Here is a 21308-nt window from a genome sequence, read left to right on the forward strand (position 1 = left end):
CACATTATGTCCTTTATCATGTTGTTGCTATCCATCTTGCTCTTGCTGTTGTTAATCACCAAGTTCAAGTTGAATACATTTGTTTCCCTAGTCATTACCGCTTTTGTTTTGGCGATTTTGCTAGGAATGTCACCGGATAAGATTCCAAGCGCCGTCCTCGGAAACGAAGGAATGGGAAATATCTTGGGATCAAATGCCGTCATCTTCATCTTTGGAGGAATGATTGGTCGTTTGGTGGCCGATGCTGGTGGATCTTACCGCATTGCTAAAACTTTGATCGACTGGTTCGGTTTGAAGCGTTTGCAGTGGGCCGTTCTCTTGGCATCATTTATCATTGGTATTTCAATGATTTTCGGGGTTGGAATGGTTTTGTTGATTCCAATCGTCTTTGCGGTTGCCATTGAAGCTGGGGTTCCTTTGCTCTACCTGGGTGTTTCCATGACCGCGGCCTTGTCATCTGCACAAGGTTTCTTGCCACCACAACCAGCGCCAACTGCCGTTGCCTCACAATTAGGTGCCAACGTTGGTATGATGTTGATTTTCGGTTTGTTCGTATCGATTATCACGGCGGTTGTAGCCGGTCCTGTCTTCACGAAGTTGGCCCAAAAGTATGCACCGGGTGCCTTTAAGTTTACCGACCACATTGAAGCGGTTGGTGAAGTGAAGGAATACGACTTGGATGAAGCACCATCATTCTTCTTGTCCGTTTTGACTTCCGTCTTCCCCTTGATCTTCATGATCATTGCGACGGTTTATAAGTTGGTTTTGACTGGTGGAAAAGCGCCAGCTCATCCTGACATGACTTACAAGATTATCGACTTCTTGGCTAACCCTGCGGTGGCCATGACGATTTCTTTGGTCTTTGCTATCTTTGCCATGGGTATTTTCCAGGGCAAGACGATGAAGACGGTCGGTACTTCCCTAAACGAAGGTATGGCCGCCGTTTCAGGTATCCTACTTATCGTTGGTGGTGGAGGAGCTTTGCGTGGTGTTTTGGTTACCTCAGGTTTGTCAAAGCAAATCGCTGACCTATTCTCATCCCACGGATCAATGAGCCCAATCATGATTGTTATCTTTGCCTGGGCCGTTGCTTCCTTGCTCCGTATCGCCGTCGGTTCTGCCACGGTTGCCGGTATTACGGCTGTTGGTGTGGTTAATGGTATTTTGGCCAACAACCCTGGTAATGAAATGCTTTTGGTCTTCGTGGCCTTGGCAATTGGTGCCGGATCATTGATTGCTTCTCACGTTAACGATGCTGGATTCTGGATTTTCAAGGAATTCTTCGACTTGACGGTTAAGCAGACCTTCCAAATTTGGACGGTTCTAGAATGTGTCATCTCAATTACTGGATTAGCCGTAATCCTAGCATTGACAGCAATCTTTGCTTAAATAATAGCCATCCTTTGGGATGGCTATTTGCATTTTCTAGAACTTACTTGTAAAATAGTGACCATCACTTAAGTAATTTGAGTGGTCACTTTTTGTTGAGATAAAATATAACATTCGGAAAGGTTATTATGAAAGAGCATAAAGTCGGCCTAGTTCAACTTGTACTGCTAGGTCTTGGAGCCTTAATCGGTTCAGGATGGCTTTTTGGTTCATGGGAAGCAACGAAGGTTGCTGGACCGGCCGCTATCTTGTCCTGGATTATTGGGGCAGTTGTTATTTGTACAATTGCGTATAACTACGTTGAATTGGGAACGATGTTCCCTGAATCTGGTGGAATGAGTAATTTCGCCAACTATACTCACGGTTCTTTGCTTGGTTTCATCGCCTCATGGGCCAACTGGGTTTCCTTGGTTACTTTGATTCCAATCGAAGCGGTTGCGGCCGTTCAGTACATGTCAACCTGGCCATGGTCATGGGCGAACTGGACCAAGCACTTCTTGAATCACGGAACGATTACCACTCCTGGTTTGATGGTGGTCTTTGGTTTCATCACTGTCTTTACTTTGTTGAACTACTGGTCAGTGACGCTTTTGACGCGCTTTACGACCTTTATTTCCTTCTTCAAGCTGGGTGTGCCCTTTATCACCATCGTCATGTTGACTTTGTCTGGCTTCCATCCTGGAAACTACGGCTCATCATTGCATGAATTTATGCCTTACGGTACTGCGCCAATCTTTGCCGCAACGACTGTTTCAGGTATTATCTTCTCCTTCAACGCCTTCCAGACCATTATTAACATGGGAAGCGAAGTGAAGAACCCTAAGCGTGATATCGCCTTGGGTGTTGCTATTTCAATGGGAATTGCAGCGCTCTTGTACATTGTTATCCAGTCAACTTACATTACTTCCGTAAGTCCATCAATGCTTCATGCAGCTGGTGGTTGGCATGGCATTAATTTCGAATCACCATTTGCCGATTTGGCCATTATGCTGGGGATTCATTGGTTGGCTGTGCTGCTTTATACGGATGCCTTCATTTCACCATTCGGTACTGGCGTTTCCTTTGCTGCCTCAACTGGTCGTGCTCTTGCAGCTATGGCCGGCAGCAAGCACATCCCAGCTTACCTTGGTAAGATTAACAAGAAGTACGGTATTCCTCGTTTGGCCATGGTGACCAACGCCGTACTGTCAATGTTGATGGTTTCTGTCTTCCGTTCATGGGGAACTTTGGCAGCCGTGATCTCAACGGCAACTTTGATTGCTTACTTGACTGGTCCGGTTTCCGTTGCCTCAATGCGTAAGATGGCGCCAAACTTTACCCGTCCATTTAAAACTAAGGCCATGAAGTTCATGGCACCACTTGCCTTTGTTTTGGCTTCACTTGCCACTTACTGGGCAATGTGGCCTACGACGATTGAAGTTATCCTGATTATCGTGCTTGGTTTGCCATTCTACTTCTTCTACGAATGGCGTCTCGGGTGGGATAAGAACCGTGCCAAGAAGCAGGCGACTGGTTCGTTCTGGATGATTTCATACTTGGTTGTCCTTTCCTTGATGTCTTACATCGGTTCAAAGGAATTCAACGGTGTTGGACTCGTTCCTTACCCATTGGACTTCGTGATGATTATCGTTGTTGCCCTTGGTTTCTACTACTGGGGTACTGATAGTCGCGTTTTGACGAAGCACTTCAAGCGTGCTAAGCGCATTAACGACACAGTGGAAGATGATTCTGCTGAAGAGAATTAAAATCATTCTAAAAAGGCCTTGTTAGGCCTTTTTTCTTAGAAATTGATTTGAATAATAATGAGAAAAATGCTAGTATTATTAAATCGAATATTAATAAAGTGCTTTCGGAGGAAAGAATATGTCGATTAAAAAATGGTTCGCTGGCTGGTTTCACCGCGCTTCACCAGCTAGTTTCGAACAGAGTGATTCACATCTAAAGAAGACCCTTGGGGTTAAGGAAATGTTGGCCCTTGGATTGGGAACGATTGTTTCAACGGCCATCTTCACTTTGCCAGGTATCGTTGCCGCTAATCATGCTGGTCCAGCCGTTGTTTTGTGTTTCTTGGTCGCTGCTGTTGTTTCCGGTTTGACCGCCTTTGCTTACGCTGAATTTGCCTCCGTATTGCCATTTGCCGGTTCCGTTTATTCTTGGGCCAGTGTTGTCTTTGGTGAGTTCTGGGGCTGGATTGCTGGTTGGGCCCTCTTAGCAGAATATTTCATCGCCGTGGCCTTTGTGGCTTCAGGTTGGTCAGCTAACTTCAAGCTCTTCCTTTCTTCTTACCACTTGGCTTTGCCAAAGGCCCTGTCAGGATCTTTCGCTGCTGGTAACGGCGGCGTAATTGATCTTTTCTCACTGATTGCAGTGTTGATCGTGGCAGTTTTGCTTTGGGGTGGAACTAGCACGACTGCAAAGGTGGAAAATTTCTTGGTTGTCGGGAAATTGTTGGTTGTTTTGATTTTCATTGGTGTTGGAATGACTGCCATTCACCCAAGTAACTATACGCCCTTTATCCCAGCTCACGTAGCCGGCACTAAGTTTGGTGGCTTCCCTGGTATTATGGCGGGTGCTGCACAAATCTTCATCGCCTACATTGGTTTTGATTCGATTGCGGCTAACTCTGCCGAGGCTAAAAATCCTGAAAAGACAATGCCTCGTGGAATTATTGGTTCACTTGTAATCGCTACTTTGCTCTTCTCAGCGGTTGCCTTGGTTCTTGTTGGTATGTTCCATTATACCAAGTACGCTAACAATGCCGCTCCTGCAGCTTGGGCATTGCTGAACTCCGGACACCCATGGGTATCGAACTTGCTTTCAGTCGTTGCCCTTGCTGGAATGTTTACTGCCATTATCGGAATGATGATGGCTGGTTCACGATTGATTTATGCCTTTGGCCGTGATGGCCTTTTGCCAAACTTCCTTGGTACGGTTAATAAGAAGGGCTTGCCTAACAATGCGCTCCTTGTTTTGACTGTGATTGCGGTTTTGATTGGATCAATCTTCTCCTTCACTCAGCTTGCTGGGCTGATTTCAGCGGGTACCTTGATTGCCTTTACTATGGTTTCACTTGGAATTTATGCGCTTCGTCCTCGTGAAGGAAAAGACTTGCCTTTGCCTGGTTACAAGATGCCCCTCTATCCTGTTTTGCCTCTTTTGGGAGCTGCAGGTGCTGTTTGGGTATTCATGGAGCTGGATTCTGACGCCCAATGGGCAGCCTTAATCTGGTTTATCATTGGTGTGATTGTCTATGCTGCTTATGGTTCATGGAACAGCAAATTGAAATAAACTTTCCTAAAAGCCTTCAACCGAAGGCTTTTTTATTGTATTATTATTAAATAAAAATGATAGAGGTGACTGCTATTTCTAATAATAAAGAAATTTTACAACGCGAGGCGCAGACTTTAGCGCCGGCGAGTCGAATGGAGTATTTCGACATCGCAATTGATCACGGTAAGGGTGCCACCATTACGGATGCGGATGGTAAGACTTACTTGGATTTGTTGTCCTCCGCTTCTGCAACGAACACGGGGCACAGTCACCCTAAGGTCGTTCAAGCCATTACGGAGCAAGCCCAAAAGTTGATTCAGTACACACCGGCCTATTTTGCTAATACGACAACGGCCAAATTGGTCGATCGTTTAACAGAGGTCATACCAGGTGAATTTGACAAGGGTGTTATTTTTGGTAATTCCGGTTCAGATGCCAACGATGCCATGATTAAATTCGCCCGGGCCTATACGGGGCGTTCTTACATCGTTTCCTTCACTGGGGCCTACCATGGTTCAACCTATGGGTCGATTACCGTTTCCGGGGTTTCCTTGAACATGACGCGTAAGATTGGGCCCTTGTTGCCCAACGTGGTTAAGGTCCCTTATCCGGATCATCTACAGCGCAAGGCGGGGGAGAACGATCACGATTTCTCTTTGCGCATGTTCGAACAGTTTAAGTTGCCTTTTGAAACCTATCTGCCTGCTGACGAGACTGCCATGGTCCTCATCGAACCAATTCAAGGGGATGGCGGCATTGTGAAAGCACCGCAGGAATACATGGACTTGGTTTATGATTTCACCCGTAAAAATGGCATCGTCTTTGCCGTTGATGAAGTTAACCAGGGATTGGGCCGAACCGGCAAGTGGTGGTCCATTGATAATTTTGGCATTGAACCGGATTTGATGGCAATTGGAAAGTCGATTGCTTCCGGTTTGCCTTTGTCGGCTGTGGTGGGTCGCAAAGAAATTATGGATGCTTTGCAGGCGCCAGCCAACACCTATACGACGGCGGGAAACCCAGTCACGGCAGCGGCTGCCTTGGCTACCCTCGACGTTATTAAAGAGGAAAAGTTGGTGGAGCGCTCTGCTCATTTGGGTGCCAAGGCCAAGGCTTTCTTCGAAGGCTTGCAGGCCAAGTACGATTTCATCGGCAATGTCCGCATGTACGGCTTTGATGGAGGCATCGACATTGTTGGACCAGACGGAAAAGGCGATGTCGCCATCACCAACCGCTTGATTTATCGAATCTTCGAGTTGGGGGCCATTATGATTTCCTTGCGTGGAAGCACTTTGCGTTTCCAGCCACCTTTGGTCATGACCGATCAAGAGCTTGAGCAAGCCTTTGCGATGATTGAACAGGCCTGTGCGGAAGAAGCAGCCGGTAAGCTCGGTGAACCGAAGAAATCCGGCCATATCGGTTGGTGATTATGCTATAATGACTTTAAAAGTTGGATATGCAAGCTTGAGATTTGCTCTTCAGAAAGGTGCTGTTTGCTGCGAAGTACCGGGCGCTTAACGTTTGTGCTCCCAACCGTCTGTAACGAAAGTTACCGCTACTCAGCGTTATGAGAATTAAGGTAAAGATCAATGATCATTACAAATTGCGGTGGTACCACGGTAGCGCGTCCGCATTTGTGATGGTCTTTTTATTTTGTACCAAGGAGAAAATACGATGAAATCAATGTCATCCGCAGAAATTCGCCAAATGTTCCTCGACTTTTTCGAGTCAAAGGATCACTTGGTGGTGCCCTCAAAAAGTTTGATTCCCGAAGATGATCCCACTTTGTTGTGGATTAACTCAGGGGTTGCCACTTTGAAGAAGTACTTCGATGGTTCGGTTGTGCCACCTAAGCACCGCATTACCAATGCCCAAAAGGCTATTCGTACTAACGATATCGAAAACGTAGGAAAGACGGCCCGTCACCACACTTTGTTTGAAATGATGGGAAACTTCTCAATTGGCGATTACTTCAAGGCCGAAGTTATTCCTTGGGCCTGGGAACTTTTGACCAGTCCCGAATGGTACGGCTTGGACAAGGAAAAGCTCTATGTAACGGTTTATCCAAAGGACCGGGAAACTAAGGAATTGTGGCAAAACAAGACCGATTTGCCCGATGGTCACATCTACGAAGTCGAAGATAACTTCTGGGATATCGGGGAAGGACCTTCCGGTCCCGATTCAGAAATCTTCTATGACCGTGGTGAAGACTTCATGGACATTCCAGCTGATGATCCAGAAATGTATCCTGGTGGCGAAAACGAACGTTACCTTGAAATCTGGAACATTGTTTTCTCACAGTTTAACCACTTGCCTGGTTTGACCGATAACTCACAGTACCCAGAACTCCCTCATAAAAATATTGATACGGGAATGGGCCTCGAACGTGTTGTTTCGGTTTTCCAAAACGGACGAACGAACTTTGACACGGATCTTTTCTTGCCCATCATTGCTGCTACAGAGAAGTTGGCCGATGGCTACCACTACAGTCAGAAGGAAGATACGGAAGAAAACGTCAGCTTTAAGGTCATTGCTGATCATATTCGTGCCGTTTCCTTTGCCATTTCAGATGGTGCTTTGCCTTCCAATGAAGGCCGTGGTTACGTCATTCGCCGCTTGTTGCGCCGCGCGGTTTTGCACGGTCAAAAGCTGGGTATCAAGGGTAACTTCTTGTCATCTTTGGTTCCGGTCGTTGCTGAAATCATGGAATCTTACTATCCAGAGTTGAAGGCCAACACCGCTCGAATCCAAAAGACGGTTGACGCCGAAGAAAAGCGCTTTAACAAGACTTTGAAGGCCGGTTTGGCCATGTTGAACGACGTGATTAAGGCTGCCAAGGATGCTGATGAAAAGCAGATTTCTGGTGCCGATGCCTTCAAGCTTTCCGATACCTATGGTTTCCCACTTGAATTGACGCAAGAACAGGCCGCAGATGCTGGCTTGACCGTTGATACAGAAGGTTACCAGGTTGCCCTTGAAGAGCAGCGTCAGCGCGCTCGTAATGCGCGTGGAACCGATAACGGAATGGGCGTCCAAAATGCTGTCTTGACCGACTTGAAGGTCGATTCTGACTATGTTGGTTGGAATCAAACTGACGTACAGGGCGCCAAAGTCGTGGCAATCATCAGCGAGGACGACGAGGGTATCGATAGCTTGGTTGAAGAAGCTCAAGCTGACGATACGGTACAAGTGGTCTTTGATAAGACGCCATTCTACGCCGAAATGGGTGGTCAAGTTGCCGATCAAGGTGAAATTCGTGATGAAAAGGGTCAATTGCTTGGTAAAGTAACGGATGTCCAAAATGGTCCTAACGGCCAACACATTCACACGGTCCTTGTGACTGAAAACTTCCGCCTTGAAGATGTAGTTGATTTGCAAGTTGATTTGGAACGCCACACGAATGTTTCCCGTAACCACACGGCTACGCACATGTTGGACCAAGCTTTGCGTAACGTCATCGGTGGTGACATCCACCAGGCCGGTTCTCTTGTTGAACCCGATTACCTGCGTTTTGACTTTACGCACGAAGGTCCTGTCTCAAAGGGCGTTTTGAAGCAAGTTGAAACCATGATTAACGGTGAAATTGCTAAGAACTTGCCGGTTACCTGGGAAGAAATGCCGATTGAGCAAGCCAAGGAATTAGGCGCTGTCGCTGTTTTCGACAACAAGTATGGCGATACAGTGCGTGTTGTTTCAATCGGAGACTTTAACCGTGAATTAGACGGTGGAACCCACGTGGCTCGCACCAGTGAACTTGGGGTCTTCAAGATTACCAACGAATCTGGAATTGGAGCTGGTGTTCGCCGTATCGAAGCCTTGACTTCTTTGCCAGCCTTGGCGGCCTTTGAAGATGAAGGGGAAAGCTTGCAAGCTGCCGCTGATTTGCTTAAGGTGCCAAAGCCTTTGGACCTGCCCAAGCGAGTGGAAGAACTCTTGGCAGAAGCTAAGCAACGCCAAGCTGAGTTGGACTCTTTGCAAGCTCAGTTAGCGAACTTGTCTGCCGCAAAGATTTTTGATCAGGTGGAAACCTTGAATGGCCATACTGCTGTGTTGGCTCAAATTAAGGTTGCCAATGCTAACGGTTTGCGCCAAATGGCTGATACTTGGAAGCAAGAAAAGCCTTCCGACTTGCTTGTTTTGGCAGCCGTGATTAACGATAAGGTGAACTTGTTGGTTGCGGCCAATAAGGCAGCCAACGAAGCCGGTATTAAGGCCGGTGACTTGATTAAGACCATTGCCCCAGCAATTGGTGGTGGCGGTGGTGGCCGTCCTGATATGGCCCAAGCCGGTGGTAAGAACCCGGCTGGAATTGATCAAGCCTTGGAAGATGCCAAGAGCTACATCAAGGGAAAATAAGAAGATAATTAGAAGAATTATTCAAAACTTGTTATAATGTTCATTAACAACAAGAATGCGAAAGAAAGGAGCGTGTACGATGAGTGTAGGGGATGAGACAGCGATATTTGATTTTGGTAACCAGTTTCCAAAGGACATTCATGAAACAATGGTGATTGTTTATGATGCCTTGGAAGAAAAGGGTTACAATCCAATCAACCAGATTGTGGGCTACTTAATGTCCGGGGACCCGGCCTATATTCCGCGTTTACATGATGCCCGTAATTTAATTAAGCGTCATGAACGCGACGAGATTATCGAAGAACTCGTGCACAGCTATTTGAAAAAGTAATGCGACTATTAGGCTTAGACGTCGGGAGTAAGACCGTTGGGGTTTCCGTAAGTGATCCCATGGGTTGGACGGCCCAAGGCGTAGAAATTATTCGAATTGATGAAGAGGCCAAGGAGTTTGGTTTAGACCGCTTGGGTGAAATCATCAAAGAAAAGCAAGCTAAGGGTGTTGTCCTCGGTTTGCCAAAGAATATGAATAATACCGAAGGTCCGCGTGTCGATGCTTCTCGTGCCTATGGTAAGATGGTTGAAGAACGTTTTGGTTTGCCAATTGACTTCCAAGACGAGCGTTTGACCACTGTTCAAGCCGAGCGGATGTTGGTGGAAGAAGCCGATGTATCACGCAAGAAGCGTAAAAAAGTAATTGATAAACTTGCTGCGGAATTGATTTTGCAGAATTACTTAGACGCCCACGGTAAGCTCACACAGGGTTTACTGGGCAAATAACTAAATAGTCAAAAAGGAGCCTTATGCGTAAGAAGGATGGTCACACTCACACGATCTACTCCCATCATGGCAGTCAGGAGCAGCTATCTGCTTATCTTGACCGCGCCATTGAACTGGGATTTGATGAGTATGTTGTCACTGAACATGCGCCCTTACCGGCTCCTTTTTTGCTGTCCTTTAATCAGCCGGAAAAGGCCCGTTATGATTCCGCTCTTTATGATCGTGAATTAAAGGACTATCAAAGTTTGGTTGAAGAAGCACAAGCAAAATACGGTCAGCAAATTAAAATCAAGCGCGGTTTCGAGGTCGATTATTTTGCCGACTACGAAGACGAAATCCAAGTCTTTTTGGAAAAGGAAAAGGGCTGGTGGGACGAAATTGTTCTGTCCGTTCACTTTCTCCCGGACAAAAAGGGTGATTTAGCCGCGATTGATTATGATGCGGAGACTTTTGAGCAATACTTTGGGCCTGATTTGGACCAGCCACAGCAGCTTTTTGCTCGTTATTTTCAAGCAATTGAGGACAGTATTCGTTTTGCCGACCGCTTGGGGATTAAAGTTCGAGTTGGGCATTTGACCTTGATTCGAATTTATCAGAAGCGCTTTGATTTGCCGGATTTCTCACCTGAAGTGCAGGCCCAAATTGACCGAATTCTGGCCTTAATCAAGGCAGGCGGTCACGAAATTGACTACAATGCGGCTGGTTTTCGTAAAAAAGATAATGGTGAAAGTTATCCTACGGCGGCAATCGTACAGCGGGCTAAAAGGCTTGGCATCCCACTTGTTTACGGTTCTGATGCCCATCAAGTTGCTGATCTTGGTTTGCATTACGAAGAAATTTCTGAAAATATTATGAAAAACTCTTGACATAAATGAGAGTCTTATTATAATTAAGTCATAAATTAAACATGATTGCTGAAATTGGAAGAGTAAACAAATCCTTCTTGTACAGAAAGTGCCTAAGCTAACGCATTGAGATGGGCGCCAAGAACTTTGTTGAAACACACCAGTGAGCAGGGCAATGCAAATTTGTCCCGGGTAAGCTCCGTTACCATCTTCGCCTGTGCTAGCAGGTGGTTGAGCTTCTTTACGCAAGTGGAGAAGGAATCAAGGTGGGAACACGTGGAAACGTCCTTGTTAACTATTAATTTAGTTAACAAGGGCGTTTTTTTATTTTCAGCAATTTCGGGAGGGAAAATGGGAAAACTATTAGCAGCCAGTTCGCGGGATGAATATGGCAGTGCACTGAGGGAAAAGCAAAGAATCATTTTTAAAATTAGTGACTATTTGAATCAGGCAGGCTTTACGCCAATCAAGACCCCCTTGATTGAACGGCAAAGTACCTTTGAGAGCTATCCAGCCAAAAATATGTTCCAACTTTATGATCAGCAGGGCGACAACTTGGTTTTACGGCCTGACATGACACTGCCGGTTGCGCGCTTCATTGAGAGCCACTGTCGCGAGGAGGTGCCCAAGCAGCTTTACTATATTGATGACGTGGTGCGTAAGACCCCTTACCTGTCCGGCCAGTACAACCAAATTAGCCAAGCCGGAATTGAAATTATCGGTGATGAAAATTTATCGGCTGAGGAAAAGGGCCTCGCAATCATGTTGGCCATTGCCCAAAAATTTGACTTAAATGACCTACAGATTGTTTTGGGCGATGCCAGTTTAATCAAAGCCGTCCTAGCAAATTTTCCAGACTTAACCGCTCGACAACAAGAAGCCATTCAAGCAGCAATTGAGGAAAAAAACATTTCCAAGTTTAAGCGTTTAACCGCTCACTTGCAGGGCTTGCCCACTATTTTGCAAGATTGGCCTTTGGCCTTTGGTAAGACGGCGGATGAAGTTGCTGAAGCTTTAGCAGCTTTTCCAAATTTGAAAGGGATAACCGCTAAGTGGCAAAAGCTAACCGCCTTTGTTCAGACCAACTATCCGGACATTAAGGTCATGGTTGATTTGGCGGTCCAGGCACCACAGCCCTATTACACCGGACCAATCATCCAAGGATTTCTTCCAATTCTTGGGGAAAACCTCTTCAGCGGCGGCCGTTATGACCAACTTCTGAAAAATTATCAGGAAGAATTCTATCCTGCCGTGGGCTTGGGGATGAACCTGGAACGCTTGCTAGTCGCTCGAAAAAAAGTGGCAACGCAGCCTGATCCAGTCGTTGTAGTTTTGGCGAAGGGAAGGGTGGAAGAAGATGTCCGCGGCCTCTTAAAAGCAGCCGGTGTGGATACCAGTCCACTTGAAAATCCGGGCCGGAAGTTAATTTTTGAAAGTTCTGATAAGCGCTTCCACTTCATTTTGGTAAAGCCCAGCGACGTTTTGAAGTACTTGGATCGGGGCATCGGCGATATCGGAGTGGTTGGTTCCGATACGATTGCCGAACAAGAACAAAATCACTACGATGTCTTGGATTTGCAACGTGGCAAAGCTGAATTTGTCCTGGCTGCTCCGGCTGGCTTCCAGCTGGACGGCAACCAACGGCACCGCATTGCAACGAAATATCCTAAGACGGCTAGCCAGTACTTTAACCGCCGGGGACAGGATGTCGAACTGATTAAGTTAGAAGGGTCTGTAGAATTAGGACCTCTAACCGGCTTAGCCGACGCCATCGTTGATATTTCCCAAACTGGCGATACCTTACGGGCCAACAAACTAAAAGTCTACGAGGAACTGGTACCGGTTTCGACCCATCTTCTAGTAAGGCGGGGCGCTTTGTTTCAGCACCAAACTGAATTGACCAAGCTAATCGAGAATTTAATGAAAGAGCTGAAAGAAGGATAGCAGGATGAAGATTATTGAAAACGAAGACCTCAGCAGCATTAAAAAGCGGATTCGCCAAGCAACCGAACAAACTGTTGATCCGGTCATCAAGCAGCGAGTGGACGACATTATTGAACAAGTTCGCCAACGAGGCGATGCGGCCCTCAAGGACTATAGCCAACGCTTTGATGGTATCGAACTGACTGACTTAGCGGTATCAAAAGCAGAAATTGACCAAGCCTATAATCGGTTGGATGAAAAGGTACGAACTGCCTTAGAAAAGGCCGCTCAAAACATCCAATCCTTCCACCAATTGGAAGTCGCACAATCCTTCGAAGATGATAGTGTCCCTGGTGTGATTCGCGGTACCAAGGTTACGCCCTTAGCCCGCGTGGGAATTTACGTTCCCGGTGGGACGGCAGCCTATCCTTCTTCTGTTTTGATGAATGCCATCCCGGCTAAGGTGGCGGGGGTCAAGGAGGTCATCATGGTGACCCCGCCCCAAAAGGAAGGGCTCAACCAAGCCGTTTTGGCAGCCGCTAAAATTGCTGGTATCGACAAGATTTATCAAATTGGCGGTGCCCAAGCCATTGCGGCCTTGGCATACGGAACGGAAAGCATTCCGCAGGTTGACAAGATTACTGGTCCGGGAAACGCCTACGTTGCAGCGGCTAAACAGGCCGTTTACGGCCAAGTGGCCATTGATATGATTGCTGGTCCATCCGAAATTGGTATTCTAGCTGATGATTCCGCAAATCCTAAAAACTTGGCCGCCGACTTGCTTTCACAAGCCGAACACGATGTCCGCGCACGAGCGATTTTGATTACGAATTCTTTGAACTTGGCCCAAGCAGTTTCAGACGAAGTGGAAGCCGAGCTCAAAACTTTGCCTCGTGAGGAAATTGCCCGCCAAGCAATTGAACAGCAGGGCTTTATCTACTTGACGGATTCCATTGACGATATGTTGGCCTTGATGAACGAAGTCGCACCGGAGCACTTGGAGGTGCAGCTGGAAAATCCTAAGCAATATTTGGCTCAAATTCAAAACGCAGGTTCAGTCTTCTTAGGACCAAACACGAGTGAACCGCTGGGTGACTACTATGCAGGTCCTAACCACATTTTGCCAACGGGTGGCACGGCACGCTTTAGTTCTGCCCTAGGTGTTTGGGACTTCCAAAAGCGCATTCAGTACCTATCTTATTCAGAAAATGCTCTGCAACGGGATGCCAGCAATGTTATCGCTTTGGCAGAAACGGAAGGACTAGACGGCCACGCCCGTGCCATTGAAATTCGAGGTGAGCAAAATGACTAAACGACAAGCAAGTATTCAACGCGATACCTTTGAAACGCAAATTGAACTAGCCCTCGATCTAGACGAACAGTCGGGCATTGAAATTGACACTGGGATTGGCTATCTCAACCACATGCTGACCCTCTTCGCCAAGCACGGTCGCTTTGGTTTGAAGGTTAAGGCTAGGGGTGATTTAGATGTTGATGCCCACCACACCACTGAAGATGTGGGCATTGTCCTCGGATCAGCCTTTCGCGAAGCCTTAGGGGACAAAATGGGGGTTGAGCGCTATGGCGCGCAGTACGTGCCGATGGATGAATGTCTCAGTCGCGTGGTGGTTGATTTGTCGGGCCGTTCTTATTTAGTTTTCCAAGCCGACTTTGATGCACCCAAACTAGGTAGCCTGGAAACCGAAGTGGTTGAGGACTTCTGGCAGGGCTTCGCCGACGCCGTCGGGGCTAACATCCACATTAGCAATTTATACGGCCGCAATACCCACCACAAGATTGAAAGTATTTTCAAGGCCGCCGGACGCGCCATGCGTCAGGCCGTCACGGTTAATCCAGAAATTAAAGGGCTTAACTCGACCAAGGGAATGCTTTAAGAAGGAGGCAGCATGGAAGAAGTTACGATTGTTGATTACGGAGCGGGCAACATCGCCAACGTCATGAAGGCCTTGAAAGCTGTCGGCCTTTCGGGCCGCCTGTCGGATCAAGCTGATGAAATTGCCCAGGCTAAGGCCCTCATTATTCCGGGAGTGGGTGCCTTTAACAAGGCGATGCAGGCCTTAAACAGTAAGAATTTGGTCCAACCGATTCGAGACTTTGCGGATAGTGGCCGTCCCGTGCTGGGAATCTGCCTGGGGATGCAACTACTCTTCGATGAATCAAGCGAATTCGGCCATACGCAAGGGTTGGGTTTGGTACCAGGTAAGGTGATTGAATTACCGGCTCAACCAGGTTACCGAGTTCCTCAGATGGGTTGGAATGACAACCAGGTGCAGCAGGAAAATCCCTTAACACAGGACCTCAAGGATGAAGCAACCTACTTTGTCCACTCCTATTACGCCCGGACTCAGCCGGAAAATCTAGCTGCCTCTGTTCAATTTGGCCAAGTGGAAGTGCCCAGCGTGGTGGTCAATAAAAACGTCTTCGGGACCCAATTTCACCCTGAAAAATCCGGTTCCATTGGCCTCCAACTACTCAAGAATTTCAAGAAAATGGTAAATGCTTATGATCCTTCCAGCAATTGATTTAAAAAGTGGTCGCTCCGTCCGCCTCTACCAAGGGGACTACGACAAAGAAATGGTCATTAATCCCGATCCTTTGATTCAGGTTCGAGAAATCGAAGCCGCCGGACTCGACCACCTGCACCTCGTCGATTTGGACGGTGCCAAGGCCGGTCAAGCGGTTAATCTAGAAACCATTCAAAAAATCCGCAAGCAAAGCAAGCTTTTTATTGAATTGGGTGGTGGCATTCGTACCATGGAGCAAATTGATTCCTATCTGTCATTGGGCATTAACCGGGTTATCCTGGGCTCGGTCGCTTTGAAAAATCCAGCTTTAGTCAAGCAAGCGCTTGAAAAGTATGGCCCTGACAAAATCGTTGTGGGCGTCGATGGACGAGACGGCAAAGTTGCCACGGAAGGCTGGTTGACTGGTTCCGAACAAACCTTTGATGAAATCATCGCAGCCATGTCAGCATATGGTGTGCGCAACTTTATCGTGACCGATATTAGCCGCGACGGCACTTTAGCTGGGCCGAACATTGACTTCTTGTTGACCCTGCAGAAGAAATTTCCTACAAGTAAAATCATCGCCAGTGGTGGCATTGCCAGCCTAGCCGATGTTAAAGCACTTCAGGCGGTTGGTTTGGACGACATTATTGTGGGCCGCGCTCTATACGACGGCCAGTTAACCCTCGCCGGTTTGAAGGAGGCAGAAGATGACGCTAAATAAACGAATTATTCCTGCCTTGGACATCAAAAACGGACGGGTCGTCAAAGGCATTCAATTCCAAAATGTGCAAGCGGTTGGGGACCCCGTTGCCATTGCCAAGGAATACCAGGATTTGGGCGCTGACGAGCTGGTTTTACTCGATATTTCTGCCAGCCAAGAAGACCGCAAAACCGCCCAAGAAGTGGTCGACGATGTTTCTAGCCAGGTCTTCATCCCGCTAACCGTGGGCGGGGGAATTAGTTCATTAGCCGACATGAAAAAAATTATCCAGGCCGGGGCCGATAAGATTTTCCTTAATTCCGCTGCGGTGAAACAGGTTGATTTGGTCACGCAAGGCGCCGAAGTGTTCGGTTCCCAAGCCATGGTTGTGGCCATTGATGTTAAGTGGGATGTTGCTGAAAAAAGCTACCGCGTTTACATTAAGGGTGGTCAAGAAGCCACGGATTGGGAAGTCGGTGCTTGGGCCCAGGCCGTCGTCAAGGCCGGAGCAGGGGAGCTACTCGTGACCAGCATGGATGCTGACGGTACCAAGCAGGGCTACGATATTGCACTTTATCAGTACCTCTGCCAACAGGTTGATGTTCCCATCATCGCTTCCGGTGGGGCCGGTAAAATCGAAGATTTCGAAGAATTATTTTTGAAAACGGACGTCGATGGTGCTCTAGCCGCCTCTGTCTTTCACTACAAACAGATTGCCATTGCTGATTTAAAGGCGGCTCTGCAAGCAAAGGGGGTGCCCGTGCGATGCTAAAACCTGATTTTGAAAAAAACGGCCAGGACGGCTTAATTCCTGCAGTTGTCACTGATGTCGACAGCAAGGAAGTCCTGATGCTGGCTTATATGAATGCTGAGAGCTATCAAAAAACTCTGGCTACCGGTGAAACTTGGTTCTGGTCGCGCTCCCGCCAGGAATTTTGGCACAAGGGAGCCACTTCGGGTAACACCCAGCGAGTTGAAAGTATCACGCTTGACTGTGATGCTGACACCCTTTTAATTGCTGTCAAACCCGCCGGACCGGCCTGTCACACTGGCGCAAGAACTTGTTTTTTTAACACTGTTTTGGATAAAACAAAGGAGAAGTAAAATGGCTGAACAATCAATGGAAGAACTATACGAATACGTCTTGAACCGCAAGGAGAATCCAAAAGAGGGGTCTTACACGGACTATCTATTCCAAAAGGGCCTCGATAAGATTTTGAAAAAGGTTGGTGAGGAAAGCACCGAAGTGATCGTTGCGGCCAAAAACAATCAAGAAGAATTGCGCTACGAAACGGCTGATTTGTTCTTTCACTTGATGGTCCTTTTGGTTGAACAGGGTTTGTCCTTTGACGATATTAAGGAAGAACTGGGTTCTCGCGTGGGAACCAAGTCCCGTCTGCACGAACGTAAGGATTGGCGGGGGACGCAAGCATGAAAGCATTTGTGAAAAAATTGAAGGCCTACAAGGCCGAAGTGACCGTCGAGGAAATTAAGAAAAAGTACGGCTTGAGCAAGTTAGTGCGCTTGTCATCGAACGAGTCCGTTTACGGACCTTCACCCAAGGCTATCGAAGCCATTAAAGGAATTGATCTTAGCCAGCTAAACTACTACCCGGACGGTCAAGCAGGTCCTTTGCGCCGGGCTGTGGCGCAACAAGAAGGGGTTGCCGAAGATTCCCTAGTCTTCGGTGATGGTGGCGATGAAATCATTGAACTCTTAACCCGCACGATTCTGACGCCGGGTTCAGAGATGATTGTGCCGGATCCGACCTTTGGCGAATACGTCATTCACGCCGAAATTGAAGGGGCGAAAACGGTTGCCGTGCCCATTAAAGCTGCGACTGGACAAATTGACTTTGCGGGGATGTTAAAGCGGGTTAATAATCAGACGGCCCTGATTTTCCTAGCCAACCCGAACAATCCGACCGGTGTCCAAGAAAAGGTTGCTGACATTGAGGCCTTCTTAAAGGACTTGCCGAATAACGTGATTTTGGTGGTCGATGAAGCTTACTATGAATTTTCTGGAAATGCCCAAGCTTCCTGCGTTTCCCTAGTGGCTAAGTATCCTAACTTGGTGGTGCTGCGAACCGTTTCCAAGGCTTATGGCCTGGCAAACTTGCGGGTCGGTTATGCCATCTTACCTGAAAAACTAGCAGGCATTTTGCAGGCAGTGCGCCTGCCCTATAACCTGTCAAACTTCCAAATTACGGGAGCAGCGGCGGCCATTCAGGACCAGGACTTTTTGGCTCAAGTCGTTAGCAAAGTGGCGAAAGAACGCGAGATTTTCCAAGCCTTCTTAAAGGAAGTCAGCATTAAGTTTTATCCCTCAACCGCCAACTTTATTTGGTTTGAAATGAAAGATTCGGCCCGTTTGGCAGAACGCCTCTTGCAATCGGGTTACCAAGTTAAGAGCAGCTTAGATCCAAACCACATTCGTTTAACTCTAGGTAAGCCGGAAGACAATCAAGCCATTCGCACCATTATTAAGGACTACGTCCAATCGGCACCTGCGGAATAAATTTTTGTTGGTCTTTGACGCTGGCTAAGTTATAATGAGGGTACTAATTTGAGGTGGTAAAAGCATGACAGATAAGAACCCACAAATCGATAAGATTACCTTGGTTGATGAGAGCGGTGACGAAGCCCTTTACGAAGTACTCTTCACTTTCCATTCTGAAGAATACGACAAGGATTACATCTTGCTCGTTCCCGATGGTGTTGAAGAAGATGAACAGGTTGATGTCCAAGCTTACATTTTCCATCCGAACGAAGATGGGGAAGCCAAAGAAGAAGACTTGCTTCCTATTGAAGATGATCGTGAATGGGACATGGTCGAAGAAGTGTTGAACACCTTCCTCGATGACGATTCGAATTTTAATTAAAGTAAAAGTAACTGCTTAGGCGGTGCTTTTTTATTTGTGAAAAACACTTTTCAGATGCTTTATCAAGTGATAAAATAGATTTGTTGAATTGTTTCACAAAACGGAACATTCTGGAACTATCTGGAGGAAAAGTTATGAATACTTTAGTAGGAATCGTGGATCTAGCACGTTTCCAGTTTGCCATGACAACGATTTTCCACTTCTTCTTCGTGCCGATGTCAATCGGTATGGCGGTCGTGGTGTCAGTCATGGAAACGCTATACGTGATCAAGAAAGATCCCATCTATAAGAAGATGACCCAATTCTGGGGCAAGATTTTCTTGCTATCCTTTGCGGTCGGGGTCGTAACCGGTTTGATTCAGGAATTCCAGTTCGGTATGAACTGGTCTGAATACTCTCGTTACGTCGGTGATATCTTCGGGGCACCTTTGGCGGTCGAAGCCTTGGTTGCCTTCTTCGCCGAATCAACCTTTATTGGTTTGTGGTCCTTTACTTGGGATCGCTTCAAGCCATGGTTGCATGCGGTCTTCATTTGGATTGTTGCCTTCTCTTCAATGATTTCATCATTGTGGATTTTGGCTGCGAACTCCTTTATGCAAAACCCAGTTGGTTACGCCATCGACAACAACAAGGGTCGTGCCGTTTTGACCAACTTCGCCGAATTGCTAACGAATAAGCAGTTGTGGATTGAGTTCCCCCACGTTGTTGTGGGAACTTTGGTTACGGCCGGCTTCATCGTTGCCGGTATGTCAGCCTTCAAGCTTTTGAAGCTTAGGAAGGGCGACAGCCAAATTTTGTTCTTCCGTAAGTCAATCAACGTTTCCTTAGTGGTTGCTTTGATTGGTTTGGGTGGTTCATTTATCACTGGTGACCAACACGCCTTTGAATTGCAGAGTATGCAACCAATGAAGTACGCCGCGATGGAAGGGGTCGACGAGACCATCGATTCATCAAAGCGTAAGGATAAGGCTCAGCCTTGGGCAGCTATTTCCGTTACAAATCCTAAGACACACAAGTCAATCGCTAAGGTTGAAGTGCCTTACGTCCTTTCTATCTTGGGTCACCACTCCTTGACTGGTGGTACCACCAAGGGTACAACCGAAATTGAAAAGGAATTCGAAGCCAAGTACGGTAAGCCAAAGGGCGATGTCAAGAACTACTACGTTCCTGAAAACACGCTCTTCTACTCATTCCGTGTCATGGCCGTTGGTGCCGGTTTGCTTGCCTTGGTTGCTGTAGTGGCCTTGTGGTTTAACCGCAAGAAGTCAACTTTGATTTTGTCACAGCGCTGGTTCCTTTGGGTAATGGGGGTTATGACCTTCTTCCCATTCTGTGTCAACACGGCCGGCTGGCTCGTGACTGAATTGGGTCGTTATCCATGGGTTGTTTACGGCTTGATGACCATCGCGGATGCGGTTTCACCAAACGTTTCAGCTGCATCACTTTTGTTCTCAAACATTGTTTACTTCTTGACCTTCTCAGCCCTCGGTGGTGTTATGATTTGGCTTTCACGCCGTACCTTGCACCAGGGTCCTGATTACGAAGAAGAGGAAACCACGACTGATCGTGATCCTTACGATGATTTAACTGAAAGTGAGGCCAAAGCATAATGTCTGAATTACAGTTCTTATGGTTTATCTTAATTGCGGTTTTGTGGGCCGGCTTCCTCTTCTTGGAAGGTTATGACTTCGGAGTTGGAATGCAATTTACAACTTTGGCTCGTGACGAACACGAACGTGAAGCCCTCTACGAAACGATCGGTCCTACTTGGGACGGAAACGAAGTTTGGTTGGTTACGGCTGGTGGTGCTACTTTTGCCGCCTTCCCATACTGGTATGCTTCTTTGTTCTCAGGTTTCTACTTGATTTTATTGGGCGTCTTGCTCGCCTTGATTTACCGTGGTGTTTCTTTCGAATTTCGTGAGTACATGCCATCGCTTGTTTCTCGCTTGCTCTGGGAACGCTTGATTTCAGTAGCTTCCTTCTTCGTGCCATTCTTCTTGGGTGTCCTCTTTACCGCTATGGTATCCGGTACCCCAATGGATGCACAGGGAAACGTTTCCGCTAGCTTCTTTGACTACTTCACGCCATTTACGGTTGTAGGTGGTATTGCAGTGGTTGCGATGTCCTACGTTCACGGTTTGAACTTCACGCGTTTGCGTATTGATGGTGATATGCGTGGCCGTGCGGCAGAACAATTGAAGTTTGCTTATCCAACGCTTTTGGCTGGTGAAGCAATCTTCGCCGTTTTGCTCTTCTTCTATACGGACTTCTTCCAAGACAAGTTGATTGCAACCTTGGCCATCTTGGTCGTGATTGTTTTGACGACGCTCTTGGGTTGGTACCTAACGGTCATTCGTAAGGCTGAAGGTTGGCCATTTATCTTGTCAGGTTTGACGCTGGTCGAAGTGGTTGTCTTGCTCTTTGTTGGACTCTTCCCACGTGTCATGGTTGCCGATAACCCAGCCCACAGCTTGACGATTGCTGGATCATCATCAAGTCCTTATACCTTGAAGGTGATGACCATCATCGCCGGAACCATTTTGCCAATCGTCTTGGCTTACCAGATTTGGTCATTCTGGGTCTTCCGTAAGCGGATTGTTGCTAAAAAAGTGGTAGAATAATATTCATAGAAAAACG

20 protein-coding genes are annotated in these 21308 nt (G+C 47.2%); all 20 read left to right on the forward strand.

Annotation, left to right across the window (positions count from 1 at the left end):
• Positions 1–6: 6 nt before the first annotated feature.
• The 20 genes from ABSY64_RS00715 to cydB all read left to right on the forward strand — a co-directional run bounded on the left by ABSY64_RS00715 (position 7) and on the right by cydB (position 21292).
• The gene (locus ABSY64_RS00715) at positions 7–1389 is read left to right on the forward strand and encodes a gluconate:H+ symporter (protein WP_349641147.1); all 1383 of its coding nucleotides are present in this window, start codon (positions 7–9) and stop codon (positions 1387–1389) included.
• A gap of 128 nt (positions 1390–1517) precedes the next feature.
• The gene (locus ABSY64_RS00720) at positions 1518–3134 is read left to right on the forward strand and encodes an APC family permease (protein WP_349641148.1); all 1617 of its coding nucleotides are present in this window, start codon (positions 1518–1520) and stop codon (positions 3132–3134) included.
• Positions 3135–3252: 118 nt separating this feature from the next.
• Positions 3253–4677: an APC family permease gene (locus ABSY64_RS00725; RefSeq protein WP_349641149.1), complete on the forward strand. Its 1425-nt coding sequence runs from the start codon at positions 3253–3255 to the stop codon at positions 4675–4677.
• Positions 4678–4751: 74 nt separating this feature from the next.
• Positions 4752–6086, forward strand: coding sequence for an aspartate aminotransferase family protein (locus tag ABSY64_RS00730; protein ID WP_349641828.1), 1335 nt, complete (start codon positions 4752–4754; stop codon positions 6084–6086).
• Positions 6087–6333: 247 nt separating this feature from the next.
• Positions 6334–9015 (forward strand): alanine--tRNA ligase, encoded by a 2682-nt coding sequence (alaS, locus tag ABSY64_RS00735; protein ID WP_349641150.1) that lies wholly within the window; start codon positions 6334–6336, stop codon positions 9013–9015.
• Positions 9016–9094: 79 nt separating this feature from the next.
• A complete protein-coding gene (locus tag ABSY64_RS00740) occupies positions 9095–9346 on the forward strand; it encodes an IreB family regulatory phosphoprotein (protein WP_349641151.1) in 252 nt (83 codons plus the stop codon).
• On the forward strand, positions 9346–9792 hold the full coding sequence (ruvX, locus tag ABSY64_RS00745; protein WP_349641152.1) for a Holliday junction resolvase RuvX: 447 nt from the start codon (positions 9346–9348) through the stop codon (positions 9790–9792). Before ABSY64_RS00740 ends, ruvX begins: the two co-directional genes overlap by 1 nt.
• Before the next feature lie 23 nt (positions 9793–9815).
• Positions 9816–10658, forward strand: a complete 843-nt coding sequence (hisJ, locus tag ABSY64_RS00750; protein ID WP_349641153.1) for a histidinol-phosphatase HisJ — start codon at positions 9816–9818, stop codon at positions 10656–10658.
• 330 nt (positions 10659–10988) lie between these two features.
• Positions 10989–12581, forward strand: coding sequence for an ATP phosphoribosyltransferase (gene hisG / locus ABSY64_RS00755; protein ID WP_349641154.1), 1593 nt, complete (start codon positions 10989–10991; stop codon positions 12579–12581).
• Between the two features lie 4 nt (positions 12582–12585).
• The gene (gene hisD, locus ABSY64_RS00760; protein ID WP_349641155.1) at positions 12586–13872 is read left to right on the forward strand and encodes a histidinol dehydrogenase; all 1287 of its coding nucleotides are present in this window, start codon (positions 12586–12588) and stop codon (positions 13870–13872) included.
• Entirely contained in the window at positions 13865–14455 is a 591-nt protein-coding gene (gene hisB, locus ABSY64_RS00765; protein ID WP_349641156.1) for an imidazoleglycerol-phosphate dehydratase HisB, read from the forward strand. The genes hisD and hisB overlap by 8 nt, the downstream gene beginning before the upstream one ends.
• 12 nt (positions 14456–14467) lie before the next feature.
• Entirely contained in the window at positions 14468–15103 is a 636-nt protein-coding gene (gene hisH / locus ABSY64_RS00770; protein ID WP_349641157.1) for an imidazole glycerol phosphate synthase subunit HisH, read from the forward strand.
• Positions 15084–15809 (forward strand): 1-(5-phosphoribosyl)-5-[(5-phosphoribosylamino)methylideneamino]imidazole-4-carboxamide isomerase, encoded by a 726-nt coding sequence (gene hisA, locus ABSY64_RS00775; protein WP_349641829.1) that lies wholly within the window; start codon positions 15084–15086, stop codon positions 15807–15809. The genes hisH and hisA overlap by 20 nt, the downstream gene beginning before the upstream one ends.
• Positions 15796–16560 carry an imidazole glycerol phosphate synthase subunit HisF gene (hisF, locus tag ABSY64_RS00780; protein ID WP_349641158.1) on the forward strand — a complete coding sequence of 255 codons (765 nt, stop codon included), beginning with the start codon at positions 15796–15798 and terminating at the stop codon, positions 16558–16560. The genes hisA and hisF overlap by 14 nt, the downstream gene beginning before the upstream one ends.
• Complete coding sequence (hisI, locus tag ABSY64_RS00785) at positions 16554–16892, forward strand: phosphoribosyl-AMP cyclohydrolase (RefSeq protein WP_349641159.1); 339 nt, start codon at positions 16554–16556, stop codon at positions 16890–16892. Before hisF ends, hisI begins: the two co-directional genes overlap by 7 nt.
• A 1-nt stretch (position 16893) precedes the next feature.
• A complete protein-coding gene (hisE, locus tag ABSY64_RS00790) occupies positions 16894–17223 on the forward strand; it encodes a phosphoribosyl-ATP diphosphatase (protein ID WP_349641160.1) in 330 nt (109 codons plus the stop codon).
• The gene (hisC, locus tag ABSY64_RS00795) at positions 17220–18305 is read left to right on the forward strand and encodes a histidinol-phosphate transaminase (RefSeq protein WP_349641161.1); all 1086 of its coding nucleotides are present in this window, start codon (positions 17220–17222) and stop codon (positions 18303–18305) included. Before hisE ends, hisC begins: the two co-directional genes overlap by 4 nt.
• Positions 18306–18369: 64 nt before the next feature.
• A complete protein-coding gene (locus tag ABSY64_RS00800; RefSeq protein WP_349641162.1) occupies positions 18370–18669 on the forward strand; it encodes a DUF1292 domain-containing protein in 300 nt (99 codons plus the stop codon).
• Between the two features lie 134 nt (positions 18670–18803).
• Positions 18804–20279, forward strand: a complete 1476-nt coding sequence (locus ABSY64_RS00805; protein ID WP_349641163.1) for a cytochrome ubiquinol oxidase subunit I — start codon at positions 18804–18806, stop codon at positions 20277–20279.
• Complete coding sequence (gene cydB, locus ABSY64_RS00810; protein WP_349641164.1) at positions 20279–21292, forward strand: cytochrome d ubiquinol oxidase subunit II; 1014 nt, start codon at positions 20279–20281, stop codon at positions 21290–21292. The genes ABSY64_RS00805 and cydB overlap by 1 nt, the downstream gene beginning before the upstream one ends.
• Positions 21293–21308: the final 16 nt, after the last annotated feature.

The sequence above is a fragment of the Eupransor demetentiae genome (assembly GCF_963930865.1).
In the GTDB taxonomy this organism is placed as follows: Bacteria; Bacillota; Bacilli; order Lactobacillales; family Lactobacillaceae; genus Eupransor; species Eupransor demetentiae.

What these genes read in the sequence shown, in the direction of transcription:
- hisJ (WP_349641153.1), top strand. Translation starts at nt 9,816, where the DNA reads ATGCGTAAGAAGGATGGTCACACTCACACGATCTACTCCCATCATGGC.
- hisA (WP_349641829.1), top strand. Translation starts at nt 15,084, where the DNA reads ATGATCCTTCCAGCAATTGATTTAAAAAGTGGTCGCTCCGTCCGCCTC.
- ABSY64_RS00715 (WP_349641147.1), top strand. Translation starts at nt 7, where the DNA reads ATGTCCTTTATCATGTTGTTGCTATCCATCTTGCTCTTGCTGTTGTTA.
- hisC (WP_349641161.1), top strand. Translation starts at nt 17,220, where the DNA reads ATGAAAGCATTTGTGAAAAAATTGAAGGCCTACAAGGCCGAAGTGACC.
- ABSY64_RS00725 (WP_349641149.1), top strand. Translation starts at nt 3,253, where the DNA reads ATGTCGATTAAAAAATGGTTCGCTGGCTGGTTTCACCGCGCTTCACCA.
- hisI (WP_349641159.1), top strand. Translation starts at nt 16,554, where the DNA reads ATGCTAAAACCTGATTTTGAAAAAAACGGCCAGGACGGCTTAATTCCT.
- hisB (WP_349641156.1), top strand. Translation starts at nt 13,865, where the DNA reads ATGACTAAACGACAAGCAAGTATTCAACGCGATACCTTTGAAACGCAA.
- hisE (WP_349641160.1), top strand. Translation starts at nt 16,894, where the DNA reads ATGGCTGAACAATCAATGGAAGAACTATACGAATACGTCTTGAACCGC.
- alaS (WP_349641150.1), top strand. Translation starts at nt 6,334, where the DNA reads ATGAAATCAATGTCATCCGCAGAAATTCGCCAAATGTTCCTCGACTTT.
- ABSY64_RS00805 (WP_349641163.1), top strand. Translation starts at nt 18,804, where the DNA reads ATGAATACTTTAGTAGGAATCGTGGATCTAGCACGTTTCCAGTTTGCC.
- ABSY64_RS00740 (WP_349641151.1), top strand. Translation starts at nt 9,095, where the DNA reads ATGAGTGTAGGGGATGAGACAGCGATATTTGATTTTGGTAACCAGTTT.
- ABSY64_RS00800 (WP_349641162.1), top strand. Translation starts at nt 18,370, where the DNA reads ATGACAGATAAGAACCCACAAATCGATAAGATTACCTTGGTTGATGAG.
- cydB (WP_349641164.1), top strand. Translation starts at nt 20,279, where the DNA reads ATGTCTGAATTACAGTTCTTATGGTTTATCTTAATTGCGGTTTTGTGG.
- ABSY64_RS00720 (WP_349641148.1), top strand. Translation starts at nt 1,518, where the DNA reads ATGAAAGAGCATAAAGTCGGCCTAGTTCAACTTGTACTGCTAGGTCTT.
- hisF (WP_349641158.1), top strand. Translation starts at nt 15,796, where the DNA reads ATGACGCTAAATAAACGAATTATTCCTGCCTTGGACATCAAAAACGGA.
- hisH (WP_349641157.1), top strand. Translation starts at nt 14,468, where the DNA reads ATGGAAGAAGTTACGATTGTTGATTACGGAGCGGGCAACATCGCCAAC.
- ruvX (WP_349641152.1), top strand. Translation starts at nt 9,346, where the DNA reads ATGCGACTATTAGGCTTAGACGTCGGGAGTAAGACCGTTGGGGTTTCC.
- hisG (WP_349641154.1), top strand. Translation starts at nt 10,989, where the DNA reads ATGGGAAAACTATTAGCAGCCAGTTCGCGGGATGAATATGGCAGTGCA.
- hisD (WP_349641155.1), top strand. Translation starts at nt 12,586, where the DNA reads ATGAAGATTATTGAAAACGAAGACCTCAGCAGCATTAAAAAGCGGATT.